The 13091-nt window shown below is 57.5% G+C and carries 9 protein-coding genes and 4 tRNA genes; 10 read left to right on the top strand and 3 right to left on the bottom strand.

Annotated elements, in window-relative coordinates:
* Positions 1-15: 15 nt before the first annotated feature.
* Both pbpG and folD read right to left on the bottom strand, forming a co-directional pair.
* Positions 16-954, bottom strand: a complete 939-nt coding sequence (gene pbpG, locus M5G18_RS06485) for a D-alanyl-D-alanine endopeptidase (protein WP_007951562.1) — start codon at positions 952-954, stop codon at positions 16-18.
* A 229-nt stretch (positions 955-1183) separates the two neighbouring features.
* Positions 1184-2038: a bifunctional methylenetetrahydrofolate dehydrogenase/methenyltetrahydrofolate cyclohydrolase FolD gene (gene folD / locus M5G18_RS06480; RefSeq protein ID WP_085608325.1), complete on the bottom strand. Its 855-nt coding sequence runs from the start codon at positions 2036-2038 to the stop codon at positions 1184-1186.
* A 274-nt stretch (positions 2039-2312) separates the two neighbouring features.
* On the opposite strand from folD, the gene M5G18_RS06475 reads away from it, so the two are divergent.
* The 10 genes from M5G18_RS06475 (at position 2313) to M5G18_RS06430 (ending at position 11712) form a co-directional block, all read left to right on the top strand.
* Positions 2313-2389: transfer RNA gene (locus M5G18_RS06475), tRNA-Arg, on the top strand.
* Between the two features lie 32 nt (positions 2390-2421).
* Positions 2422-2497: transfer RNA gene (locus tag M5G18_RS06470), tRNA-His, on the top strand.
* A 58-nt stretch (positions 2498-2555) separates the two neighbouring features.
* Positions 2556-2640 (top strand) — tRNA-Leu (locus M5G18_RS06465).
* Between the two features lie 76 nt (positions 2641-2716).
* Positions 2717-2792: transfer RNA gene (locus M5G18_RS06460), tRNA-His, on the top strand.
* A gap of 400 nt (positions 2793-3192) precedes the next feature.
* Entirely contained in the window at positions 3193-4503 is a 1311-nt protein-coding gene (gene tig / locus M5G18_RS06455) for a trigger factor (RefSeq protein ID WP_011335037.1), read from the top strand.
* Positions 4504-4595: 92 nt separating this feature from the next.
* Positions 4596-5231 (top strand): ATP-dependent Clp endopeptidase proteolytic subunit ClpP, encoded by a 636-nt coding sequence (gene clpP / locus M5G18_RS06450; protein ID WP_007951559.1) that lies wholly within the window; start codon positions 4596-4598, stop codon positions 5229-5231.
* A gap of 113 nt (positions 5232-5344) precedes the next feature.
* Positions 5345-6628: an ATP-dependent Clp protease ATP-binding subunit ClpX gene (clpX, locus tag M5G18_RS06445; protein WP_007951558.1), complete on the top strand. Its 1284-nt coding sequence runs from the start codon at positions 5345-5347 to the stop codon at positions 6626-6628.
* A gap of 163 nt (positions 6629-6791) precedes the next feature.
* Entirely contained in the window at positions 6792-9188 is a 2397-nt protein-coding gene (gene lon / locus M5G18_RS06440; protein ID WP_007951557.1) for an endopeptidase La, read from the top strand.
* 148 nt (positions 9189-9336) lie between these two features.
* Positions 9337-9609 (top strand): HU family DNA-binding protein, encoded by a 273-nt coding sequence (locus tag M5G18_RS06435; RefSeq protein WP_002552737.1) that lies wholly within the window; start codon positions 9337-9339, stop codon positions 9607-9609.
* A 231-nt stretch (positions 9610-9840) separates the two neighbouring features.
* Positions 9841-11712: a SurA N-terminal domain-containing protein gene (locus M5G18_RS06430; RefSeq protein ID WP_273898962.1), complete on the top strand. Its 1872-nt coding sequence runs from the start codon at positions 9841-9843 to the stop codon at positions 11710-11712.
* A gap of 60 nt (positions 11713-11772) precedes the next feature.
* Here M5G18_RS06430 and M5G18_RS06425 read toward each other — a convergent pair whose 3' ends face one another.
* Positions 11773-12978: an MFS transporter gene (locus M5G18_RS06425; protein ID WP_273898964.1), complete on the bottom strand. Its 1206-nt coding sequence runs from the start codon at positions 12976-12978 to the stop codon at positions 11773-11775.
* Positions 12979-13091 lie beyond the last annotated feature (113 nt).

Below are 13091 nucleotides of genomic sequence, written 5' to 3'. Positions count from 1 at the left end.
TTCATGGGTGACGGATTACTTGGAGGCTTCGATCACGCCGCTTTGGCGACTCTTGAGGTTCTTGTCGGCCTTGTATTGCTGAGCCACGGCCGGGACGTTGGCGCTCTTGCCGGTTTCCACCCAGCTGCGGATGCGGCTGGCATCGGCAAAGTGAGTGTATTTACCGAACGCGTCGAGAATCACCAGAGCGACCGGGCGGTTGGCCATGCGGGTCACCAGCACCAGGCAGTGGCCGGCCGGGTTGGTGAAGCCGGTCTTGGTGATGCGGATATCCCAGTCGGCCTTGTTGACCAGATGGTCGGTGTTACGGAAACCCAGGGTGTAATTGGGTTTGCGGAACGAGACGGTCTTTTCCTTGGTGGTGGTCAGCTCGATGAGCAGCGGCTGTTTGTGCGCGGCCACCAGCAACTTGCTCAGGTCGCGGGCGGTGGAAACGTTGCGCTCCGACAGGCCGGTGGGTTCCACAAAATGCGTGCTGGTCATGCCCAGCGCCTTGGCCTTGGCGTTCATCGCGGCGATGAATGCCGCGTAACCGCCCGGGTAGTGGTGAGCCAGGCTGGCGGCGGCGCGGTTTTCCGAGGACATCAGGGCAATCAGCAGCATCTCTCGGCGAGGCAGTTCACTTCGCAGTTTGACGCGTGAAAACACGCCTTTCATTTCGGGTGTGCGGCTGATGTCGACGTCAATCCATTCGTCCATGTTCTGGTGCGCTTCGACCACTACCAAACCGGTCATCAATTTGCTCACGGAAGCGATGGGCACCACCACGTCCGGGTTGCTGGAATAAATGACTTTGTTGGTCTGCAGATCCATCAGCAGGGCGCTGCCGGACGCGATCTTCAATTGCGAAGCGTCTCGAGGGGCAGCGGTAGTTTCGGCGGCGTTGACCGTTGGCGTGAGGAGCGTGCCTGAAAATGCAAAAACCAGGCTCAGGATGGACAGACGAATATTCACGCGGGCGAACTCATGAAGGTTGGAAATGCCGTATTTTGTAACGGCCTGTGTCGTAAAAACGACGCATTTTAGGAGTATGGCTGAAGAACTGTCGATGGTTGTTTGACGGGCATGAAAAAGTCGTGAAAAGCCCTGTAAAAATAGGGGTTTCCGGCGAACGGTAAAGGTTTTTTCGAGGGCATGAAAAACCCCGCACAAGGCGGGGTTCTCGGAGTGCGGAAAACGCGACTCAGGCGTGCAGGGTTTCTGCCGCGTAGAGGGTGTTTTCCAGCAGGCAGGCGCGGGTCATCGGACCGACGCCGCCCGGTACCGGAGTGATCCAGCCGGCGCGGGGCAGGGCGGTTTCGTACACAACGTCACCGACCAGTTTGCCGTCGTCCTGACGGTTGATGCCGACGTCGATCACGATCGCGCCTTCCTTGATCCACTCACCCTTGACCAGGCCCGGCTTGCCGGCGGCCACGACCACCAGATCGGCGCGGCCGACGTGGCCGGCCAAATCCTTGGTGAAGCGGTGGGTGACGGTTACGGTGCAACCGGCCAGCAACAGTTCCATTGCCATCGGGCGACCGACGATGTTGGACGCGCCGACAACCACTGCGTCCATCCCGTACAGATCGGCACCAGTGCTTTCCAGCAGGGTCATGATGCCCTTCGGGGTGCACGGGCGCAGCAGCGGAATGCGCTGGGCCAGACGGCCGACGTTATAAGGATGGAAACCGTCGACGTCCTTGTCCGGGCGGATGCGCTCCAGCAGTTTCGAGGCGTCCAGGTGCTCTGGCAGAGGAAGTTGAAGCAGAACGCCGTCGATTGCCGGGTCGTCGTTCAGTCGATCGATCAGATCGGTCAGTGCTTCCTGAGTGGTTTCGGAAGGCAGGTCGTAGGCTTGAGAGAGGAAGCCGACCTCTTCACAGTCTTTACGCTTGTGCGAGACATAAACCTGAGAGGCAGGATCGCTGCCGACCAGGATCACCGCGAGGCCGGGAGTGCGCAAGCCTTGCTCGCGACGTTCGGCTACCCGTTGGGCGATCTGCTGGCGCAGGCTGGCGGCGATTGATTTGCCGTCGATTAGTTGTGCAGTCATTGCGCGTGATTAACCATCGAGAGGGGAAAAAAAGAGAACGCATTCTCGCATGTCAGACGGTGAGGGCAAAGGCGCTTGGTCAGCAAATTCCCCTAAGCCCTTTAATTAAATGAATTTTTTTTAAAAAGGATTTGACGACCTGCAGGTCGCTCTATACTATTCGTCGCACTTGTCGGGCACAGCCTAGCACTGGTTAAGAAGGTCGAGCGAAATCAACGTTTTGCGAGACTGGAAAGCACTTAGTTTGTAGTCCTCCAAGGGTACAGCTAACAAGGCGCCCGTAGCTCAGCTGGATAGAGCATCCGCCTTCTAAGCGGATGGTCGCAGGTTCGAGTCCTGCCGGGTGCGCCATTAGGCAGCTTTGGCACAAGTAACGCGATATGGTGGGCGTAGCTCAGTTGGTAGAGCACGGGATTGTGACTCCCGTTGTCGTGGGTTCGATCCCCATCGTCCACCCCATATTTCGAAAGGCGCCAGATGTAACAGTCTGGCGCCTTTGCTTTAAAAAGCTTCATCTGCGGATGTGGTGGAATTGGTAGACACACTGGATTTAGGTTCCAGCGCCGCGAGGCGTAAGAGTTCGAGTCTCTTCATCCGCACCAATCAAAGCTTCATTCATGCCGTTGGCCGGGTGAAGTTCTACAAAGAAGTTGTTTGGCTTCTTTGGCACGCAATATGGTGGGCGTAGCTCAGTTGGTAGAGCACGGGATTGTGACTCCCGTTGTCGTGGGTTCGATCCCCATCGTCCACCCCATATTCCGAAAGGCGCCAGATTTAACAGTCTGGCGCCTTTTTTGTTTTACGGTTTCGGATTTTGGCGGCTGCAGGTTTCGGGTCGCAGGGCAGGGTGCTTCGTCGTATCAATGTTGCTCGATGATGCTGCGCTGCCCGCCGGCCTTGCTTGCGAGGTCGGCTGTCAGGGAGATGATTCAACCGCCTCTATATATAGAAGAGGTTGGCGCAGAGCCCTGGCTTGAATTGGCTGTATTTGCTAACAGGGCGAGGCGCAACCGTTTGTCCCCGCCTTCAAATGGCCTGCTGTTTTTTTACCCGTTTTCAGTAGGGTGACTTCTTGAGTTTGACCTACTAGAATGCTTGCCCTTGATTCTTGGGTCGGAAACGGCCGGCTAACGTCTGTGCAACGAGGAATATCCATGCAAGTTTCTGTTGAAAATACTACTGCTCTTGAGCGCCGCATGAGCATCACCGTGCCGGCTGAGCGCATCGAGACTCAGGTCAACAAGCGTCTGCAGCAGACTGCCCAAAAGGCCAAGATTGCTGGCTTCCGTCCAGGCAAAGTGCCGATGAGCGAAATCAAGCGCCGTTTCGGTGCTGATGCGCGCCAGGAAGCGATCGGCGACGTGATCCAGTCCTCCTTCTACGAAGCTGTGGTTGAGCAAAAGCTGAACCCGGCCGGTTCGCCATCGATCGAGCCAAAATCGCTCGAAGCTGGCAAAGACCTGGAATACGTAGCCGTATTCGAAGTGTTCCCTGAGTTCACCGTTGCCGGCTTCGAAGGCATCACCGTCGAGCGTCTGAGCGCTGACGTGGCTGACGCCGATCTGGACAAGATGCTGGACATCCTGCGCAAGCAGAACACCCGTTTCGAAGTGGCCGATCGCGCTGCCCAGAACGAAGACCAGCTGAACATCGATTTCGTTGGCAAGGTTGACGGCGAAGTATTCGCTGGCGGTTCCGCCAAGGGCACTCAGCTGGTGCTGGGTTCCGGCCGCATGATTCCTGGCTTCGAAGAAGGCCTGGTCGGCGCTAAAGCCGGCGAAGAGCGCGTTCTGAACCTGACCTTCCCAGAGGACTATCAGAACCTGGACCTGGCTGGCAAAACCGCCGAGTTCACCGTGACTGTAAACACCGTTTCCGAGCCAAAACTGCCTGAGCTGAACGAAGAGTTCTTCGCTCAATTCGGCATCAAGGAAAGCGGCATCGACGGTTTCCGCACCGAAGTTCGCAAGAACATGGAGCGTGAACTGCGTCAGGCGATCAAATCCAAGGTCAAGAATCAGGTAATGGATGGTCTGCTGGCCACCAACCCGATCGAAGTGCCTAAGGCTCTGCTGTCCAACGAAGTTGACCGTCTGCGCGTGCAGGCTGTTCAGCAGTTCGGCGGCAACATCAAGCCAGACCAACTGCCGGCCGAGCTGTTCGAAGAACAAGCCAAGCGTCGCGTTGTACTGGGTCTGATCGTGGCTGAAGTGGTCAAGCAGTTCGACCTGAAGCCAGACGAAGCCCGCGTTCGCGAAATGATTCAGGAAATGGCTTCGGCTTACCAAGAGCCTGAGCAGGTCGTGTCCTGGTACTACAAGAACGAGCAGCAACTGAACGAAGTTCGTTCGGTTGTGCTGGAAGAACAAGTTGTGGATACTGTTCTGCAGAAAGCTAGCGTGACCGACAAATCGGTCTCTTACGAAGAAGCGGTCAAGCCGGTAGAAGCTCCAAAAGCCGACTGATTGTTTTTGCGTTAGAAGCACACACCATAAGCCAGCCTTCGAGCTGGCTTATGCGTATTCAAGACATGACTATTTGGGAGTGACTGCAGAGCATGTTCCGTAATTCCTATATTCAGCAGAACTCTGATATCCAGGCCGCTGGCGGCCTGGTCCCGATGGTTGTCGAGCAATCTGCTCGTGGCGAGCGCGCCTATGACATCTACTCGCGTCTTCTCAAGGAACGAGTAATTTTTCTGGTGGGTCCTGTAGAGGACTACATGGCCAACCTGATTTGCGCGCAATTGCTGTTCCTTGAAGCGGAAAACCCGGACAAGGACATCCATCTTTACATCAACTCCCCGGGCGGTTCGGTGACAGCGGGCATGTCGATCTACGACACCATGCAGTTCATCAAGCCAAACGTATCGACTACCTGTATCGGTCAGGCGTGCAGCATGGGCGCATTCCTGCTGACCGCCGGTGCACCTGGCAAGCGTTTCTGCCTGCCGAACTCGCGCGTGATGATTCACCAGCCACTGGGCGGTTTCCAGGGCCAGGCATCGGACATCGAAATCCATGCCAAGGAAATCCTCTTCATCCGCGAGCGTCTGAACACGCTGATGGCCAAGCACAGCGGCCGTACGCTTGAAGAAATCGAGCGCGACACCAACCGCGACAACTTCATGAGTGCAGAAGCTGCGAAGGAATACGGTCTGATCGACGAAGTGATCAACCAGCGCCCAGCTTAAAAATAAGCAGCTCAAAATAGGCTTGGTCGGCGCGTCTGATCAGCGGCGGGCTTGAAAAAGCCCGCAATAGCCTTCATCTTGTGTTGCAAGCCTATCGGATTTGGATCGAACGAATGACTGACACCCGCAACGGCGAGGACAACGGCAAGCTGCTCTATTGCTCCTTCTGTGGCAAAAGCCAGCATGAAGTGCGCAAATTGATTGCCGGCCCCTCGGTCTTTATCTGCGACGAGTGCGTCGACCTGTGCAATGACATCATCCGCGAGGAGGTGCAGGAAGCACAGGCCGAAAGCAGCGCGCATAAATTGCCTTCGCCTAAAGAAATCAGCGGCATCCTTGATCAGTATGTAATTGGTCAGGAACGTGCCAAAAAGGTTCTGGCAGTAGCGGTGTACAACCACTACAAGCGTCTGAACCAGCGTGACAAAAAGGCTGACGACGTCGAACTCGGCAAGAGCAACATCCTGCTGATCGGCCCGACAGGCTCCGGTAAAACCCTGCTGGCCGAAACCCTGGCCCGCTTGCTGAACGTTCCGTTCACCATCGCCGACGCAACCACCCTCACCGAGGCGGGTTATGTGGGTGAAGACGTCGAGAACATCATTCAGAAGCTGCTGCAGAAGTGCGATTACGACGTAGAGAAAGCCCAGATGGGCATTGTCTACATCGACGAAATCGACAAGATTTCGCGCAAGTCCGACAACCCGTCGATTACCCGGGACGTTTCCGGTGAAGGCGTGCAGCAGGCCTTGCTCAAGCTGATCGAAGGCACGGTCGCTTCCGTTCCGCCGCAAGGTGGTCGCAAGCATCCGCAGCAGGAATTCCTTCAGGTTGATACCCGTAACATCCTGTTCATCTGCGGTGGCGCATTCTCCGGTCTGGAGAAGGTCATTCAGAACCGTTCCACCAAGGGTGGCATCGGTTTCAACGCAGAAGTGCGCAGCAAGGAAGAAGGCAAGAAAGTCGGTGAATCCCTGCGTGAAGTCGAGCCTGACGATCTGGTCAAGTTCGGTCTGATCCCGGAATTCGTCGGTCGTCTGCCGGTTCTTGCGACGCTGGACGAGCTGGATGAGGCTGCGCTGATGCAGATTCTCACCGAGCCGAAAAATGCCCTGACCAAACAGTATGCCAAGCTGTTCGAGATGGAAGGCGTGGATCTGGAATTCCGTTCCGACGCGCTGAAATCGGTCGCCAAGCGTGCCCTGGAACGTAAAACCGGTGCCCGTGGCCTGCGTTCGATTCTCGAAGGTGTGCTGCTCGACACGATGTACGAAATCCCCTCGCAGTCAGAGGTGAGCAAAGTCGTGATCGATGAAAGCGTGATCGAAGGCAAGTCCAAGCCACTGTATATCTACGAAAACAGTGAGCCGGCTGCCAAGGCTGCACCGGACGCGTAAGCGCCCGGTCTGCCGGAACAAAGAAGGGGCCTTCGGGCCTCTTTTTTTTTATGTCGTTTTTTACATCCGCTTTGCGCTTGTTTTTTTTCAAGTCAGCCCCCATCTTGGTTTCAAGCTTAATTCCATCTGATTACGGCCATATGGCCGCCGTAGAGGCGAAATCATGAAGACCACCATCGAATTGCCTCTCCTGCCATTGCGTGATGTCGTTGTGTATCCGCACATGGTTATCCCGCTGTTCGTGGGGCGCGAGAAATCCATCGAAGCCCTCGAGGCCGCGATGACGGGCGACAAGCAGATCCTGCTGCTGGCCCAGAGAAACCCGGCTGACGATGATCCCGGTGAAGAAGCTCTCTATCGCGTAGGTACCATCGCCACTGTTCTGCAACTGCTGAAACTGCCGGACGGCACCGTCAAGGTTCTGGTCGAGGGCGAGCAGCGTGGCGCTGTCGAGCGCTTCAGCGAAGTCGATGGCCACTGCCGTGCCGAAGTGTCGCTGATCGACGAAGTCGACGCCGCCGAGCGCGAATCCGAAGTGTTCGTGCGCAGCCTGCTGTCGCAGTTCGAACAATATGTGCAGCTGGGCAAGAAAGTCCCGGCTGAAGTCCTGTCGTCGCTCAACAGCATCGACGAGCCTGGCCGCCTGGTAGACACCATGGCCGCGCACATGGCGCTGAAGATCGAGCAGAAGCAGGAAATCCTCGAAATTATCGATTTGTCGGCCCGGGTCGAGCACGTTCTGGCCTTGCTGGACGCCGAGATCGACCTGCTGCAAGTCGAAAAACGCATTCGTGGCCGCGTCAAAAAGCAAATGGAGCGCAGTCAGCGCGAGTACTACCTGAATGAGCAGATGAAGGCCATTCAGAAAGAACTCGGCGACAGCGACGAAGGCCACAACGAAATCGAAGACCTGAAAAAGCGTATCGACGCTGCCGGTCTGCCTAAAGATGCCCTGGCCAAGGCCACTGCCGAGCTGAACAAGCTCAAACAGATGTCGCCGATGTCCGCCGAAGCCACCGTGGTGCGCTCGTACATCGACTGGCTGGTTCAGGTGCCGTGGAAGGCTCAGAGCAAAGTGCGTCTGGACCTGGCCCGTGCCGAAGACATTCTCGACGCCGATCACTACGGCCTCGAAGAGGTCAAGGAACGCATCCTTGAATACCTCGCCGTGCAGAAACGCGTAAAAAAAATCCGTGGCCCGGTGTTGTGCCTGGTCGGTCCTCCGGGCGTGGGTAAAACCTCGCTGGCCGAGTCGATCGCTCATGCCACCAACCGCAAATTTGTGCGCATGGCCCTCGGTGGCGTGCGTGATGAAGCGGAAATCCGTGGTCACCGTCGGACTTACATCGGTTCGATGCCAGGAAGATTGATTCAAAAGATGACAAAAGTGGGTGTGCGCAACCCGCTGTTCCTGCTCGATGAAATCGACAAAATGGGCAGCGACATGCGTGGCGACCCGGCGTCGGCGTTGCTGGAAGTGCTCGATCCTGAGCAGAACCACAACTTCAACGACCACTATCTGGAAGTCGATTACGACCTCTCGGACGTGATGTTCCTGTGCACCTCGAACTCGATGAACATTCCGCCGGCGCTGCTGGACCGGATGGAAGTCATTCGTCTGCCAGGCTACACCGAAGACGAGAAGATCAACATCGCGGTCAAGTACCTGTCGCCGAAGCAGATTGCAGCCAACGGCCTGAAGAAGGGCGAGCTGGAATTCGACGAAGAAGCGATCCGCGACATCATCCGTTACTACACTCGCGAAGCCGGTGTGCGTGGCCTCGAGCGGCAGATTGCCAAGGTCTGCCGCAAGGCGGTCAAAGAGCACGCGCTGGAAAAACGCTTCTCGGTAAAAGTGACAGCTGATCTGCTGGAGCATTTCCTCGGCGTACGCAAGTTCCGCTACGGTCTGGCCGAGCAGCAGGATCAGATCGGTCAAGTGACCGGCCTGGCCTGGACTCAGGTGGGCGGCGAACTGCTGACCATCGAAGCCGCTGTGGTGCCGGGTAAAGGTCAACTGATCAAGACCGGTTCGCTGGGTGACGTAATGGTCGAATCGATCACTGCGGCCCTGACCGTGGTGCGCAGCCGTGCCAAGAGCCTGGGCATTCCCCTGGACTTCCACGAGAAGCGCGACACGCACATCCACATGCCGGAAGGCGCTACGCCGAAAGACGGCCCGAGCGCCGGTGTAGGCATGTGTACTGCGCTGGTGTCGGCTTTGACGGGTATTCCTGTGCGTGCCGATGTCGCCATGACCGGCGAGATCACCCTGCGTGGTCAAGTCCTTGCCATTGGCGGTCTGAAGGAAAAACTGCTGGCCGCTCACCGTGGCGGAATCAAGACAGTGATTATTCCGGAAGAGAACGTGCGCGATCTGAAGGAGATTCCTGACAATATCAAGCAGGATCTGCAGATCAAACCGGTTAAATGGATTGACGAGGTCCTGCAAATTGCGCTGCAATACGCGCCGGAGCCCTTGCCGGATGTGGCTCCGGAGATAGTTGCCAAGGACGAAAAACGTGAGTCTGACTCTAAGGAAAGAATTAGCACGCATTAATACGCTTTTGCCTGGGGGGCTTCCTTGACAGCTTTTTAGAGCCCTTGTTATAAAGCGGCTCTTAAGTGTCTGTAGGCCATTCAGCACTCGTTTTTGCTTTCACCAAAAAACTTAGAATCATACTCAAATAGATATAAGGGGACTTAGAGTGAACAAGTCGGAACTGATTGATGCTATCGCTGCATCCGCTGATATCCCGAAAGCTGCTGCTGGCCGTGCGCTGGACGCTGTAATCGAATCCGTCACTGGCGCTCTCAAGGCTGGCGACTCCGTTGTTCTGGTTGGTTTCGGTACTTTCTCCGTAACTGATCGTCCAGCTCGTATCGGTCGTAACCCACAGACCGGCAAGACTCTGGAAATCGCGGCAGCCAAAAAGCCAGGTTTCAAAGCCGGTAAAGCCCTGAAAGAAGCCGTCAACTAAGTTTGATTCAGGTTTTTACCCATCCGGGTCGGGGTCATGCCTGACTTGGCAGCGGAGCGGTAGAGCAGGCGGTTGGAATAGCTGCCTGTCACACCGGGATCGAGGGTTCGAGCCCTGTCCGCTCCGCCAGTTACGAGAAGGCGCATCCTCGGATGCGCCTTTCTTCTATCCGGATTCTACCCACGCTCCACGGTTGCCTAATTTTGAAGTTCAACCGTTTCTGGGGGACGCATGCTGCAGAATATCAGGGACAATTCACAAGGCTGGATTGCCAAGACCATTATCGGAGTCATCGTTGCACTGATGGCTCTGACCGGTTTCGACGCCATTTTCCAGGCCACGACTCACAAGAATGAGGCGGCCAAGGTCAACGGTGAAGAAATCAGCCAGAACGAGCTGAGCCAGGCGGTGGATATGCAACGCCGTCAGCTGATGCAACAACTGGGCAAGGATTTCGACGCTTCCTTGCTGGACGAAAAAATGCTGCGCGAATCGGCCCTCAAGGGTCTGATCGATCGCAAGCTGCTGCTGCAAGGCGCAGAACAGTCGAAATTCGCTTTCTCCGAAGCGGCCCTGGACCAAGTGATCCTGCAGACGCCTGAATTCCAGGTCGACGGCAAGTTCAGCTCCGACCGTTTCGATCAGGTGATCCGTCAACTGGGCTACAGCCGCATGCAGTTCCGCCAGATGCTGGCTCAGGAAATGCTGATCGGCCAACTGCGCGCCGGTGTGGCGGGCAGCGGTTTCGTGACCGACGCTCAGGTGCTGGCCTTCGCCCGTCTGGAAAAACAGACCCGCGATTTCGCCACCCTGAACATCAAGGCTGACCCTTCGGCCGTGAAGCTGACCGATGACGAGGTCAAGGCTTACTACGACGAGCACGCCAAGGAATTCATGACTCCGGATCAAGTGGTCATCGATTACCTGGAGTTGAAGAAGGCTTCGTTCTTCGATCAGGTCGCCGTCAAGGACGAAGACCTGCAGGCGGCGTATCAGAAAGAGATCGCCAACCTGTCGGAACAGCGTCGTGCGGCGCACATTCTGATCGAAGTCAACGACAAGACCACCGAAGCTCAGGCCAAGGCGAAGATCGAAGAAGTCCAGGCGCGTCTGGCCAAGGGCGAGAAATTCGAAGCGCTGGCCAAGGAGTTCTCGCAGGATCCGGGCTCGGCCAACAACGGTGGTGACCTGGGTTATGCCGGTCCTGGCGTTTACGATCCAGCCTTCGAGAAAGCCCTGTACTCGCTGAACAAGGATCAGGTGTCCGAGCCGGTTCGCACCGACTTCGGTTTCCACCTGATCAAGCTGCTGGGTGTCGAGGCACCTGAAGTGCCGACTCTGGCCAGCCTGAAGGACAAGCTGACCCGCGAGCTGAAAACCCAGCAAGTCGAGCAGCGTTTCGTCGAAGCGACCAAGCAACTGGAAGACTCTTCGTTCGAAGCCTCCGACCTGGCACAGCCAGCGCAGGATCTGAAACTGACCGTGCACACCTCCAAGCCGTTCGGCCGTGAAGGTGGCGAAGGCGTTGCAGCCAACCGTGCTGTAGTGACTGCCGCGTTCAGCACCGAAGTGCTGGAAGAGGGTGCCAACAGCACCGCCATCGAGCTGGATCCGGAAACCGTGATCGTGCTGCGCGCCAAGGAGCATCTGAAGCCTGCTCAATTGCCGCTGGAAAGTGTGGCCACCGCCATTCGCGCCCAGTTGACCAAAGAGCACGCCAGCGCTGCTGCCAAGACCAAGGCGGAGCAACTGATCGTCAGCCTGCGTGATGGCAAGACCCCGCTGGACAAGGCGGTGGACGGTCAGAGCTGGAAAGTCACTGAAGCGGCGAACCGCGCTCAGGAAGGCGTTGATCCGGCAGTGCTGCAAGCGTTGTTCCGCATGCCGAAACCGGCCGCGAAGGACAAGCCGACCTTCACCAGCGTGACGCTGGCGGACGGCAGCCTGACCATCGTGCGCTTGAACGGCGTGAACGAAGCGGCGGCTCCAACCGATGAAGAGAAAGCGCAATATCGTCGCTTCCTCGCATCGCGTGTGGGCCAGCAAGACTTCGCGGCGTACCGCAAGCAGCTGGAAGCCGAAGCCGACATTAAGCGTTTCTGATGCCTGGCTGAGCCGCAAGACCCGAGCCCCGGATGAAAATCCGGGGCTTTTTTATGCACGTTATCCGGCGTTCGGGAAACCATGGCTCCGGGCATTGATGGTCGCATATAGAGTCAGCAACAACAGACCCGCGACAATCCACGGATAACTTCCGACGCCCAGGTTGTTCAGCAGCAGGCCTCCTGCAAGTCCACCGCCGGCAATGCCGACATTCCACAGGGTCACCAGCATCGATTGCGCGGTATCGGCAGCCTCCCTGGCGGTTTTCGCCAGGGCCGTCTGCAACAGCGAGGGCATCGCGCCGAACGCCAGACCCCAGACGGCGGTGGCGGTGTAGACCACGCCCGGCGATTCGCGCCACAGGCCGAGAGCAATCGCCGATAGCAGGAACAGCGTGGCACTGACCAGCGCCAACTGACGCAGCCAGCGATCAATCAGGCTGCCGACAATCCACAGGCTCAGTACCGACGCCAGGCCGAATACCAGCAACACCCGGTCGATTTCTGCGCCAAGTCCCGATGGCTCCAGAAATGGCGCGATGTAGGTGTACAGAAGGTTGTGCGCGACGACGTAGGACAAGGTCACAAACAACACGGATCGCACGCCCGGCAAGGTAAACACCTGACGCAGTGGCAGGCGTTTTCCGGCACGTTCACCGGCAAAGTCCGGTACTTGCCAACGCACCCAGATCACCAGCAGCAACGTCAGCCCTGTCATGATCGCGAAGCTCAGGCGCCAGCCGACTGCCGTGCCCAGCAGCGTCCCTGCCGGAATGCCCAGCGACAGCGCAAGGGGCGCCCCAAGCATGGCCACCGTAATGGCCCGGCCCTGCAAATGAGGTGCGACCATCCGGCTCGCGTACCCCGCCAGCAGAGCCCAGAGCAGCCCGGCGAACACGCCTGCGATCAAGCGTGCAATCAGGGTCAGCCAGTACAGCTCCGACAGCGCAGTGATGCTGTTGGCAATGGCAAACCCACCAATGGCCGCCAGCAGCAGCGGGCGTCGACGCCAGCCTCGGGTGGCAATGGTGAGCGGAATGGCCGCCAGCATCGAACCGATCGCGTACAGCGTCACCAGTTGCCCGATCAATGCCTGAGAGACATCAAGCCCCGCGCTCATCTGCGGCAGCAGGCCGGCGGGCATTGCCTCGGTCAGCACGGTAATGAATCCGGCGGTGGCCAGTGCGAGCAGTGCGCTCAGCGGTAATCGCTCTGCGGGTTCGACGGTGCCGGCGAGCGTGGGGGAAGTGAGTGGCGCATCGTTCATGGGCGGGTTTCCATTTTGCCGAAGGAGACGAAGGCCATAGGGTAGGGCGCTGCACATTCGGGAAAAACAGGTTAGGGTTCCGAACATCTCGGACAAGAATGTCGTGAATCAGG

Source organism: Pseudomonas aphyarum (assembly GCF_028657055.1).
GTDB classification, from domain to species: Bacteria; Pseudomonadota; Gammaproteobacteria; order Pseudomonadales; family Pseudomonadaceae; genus Aquipseudomonas; species Aquipseudomonas aphyarum.
The sequence above is the reverse complement of the archived record's forward strand: the minus strand, read 5'-3'. Positions and strand labels throughout refer to the sequence as shown.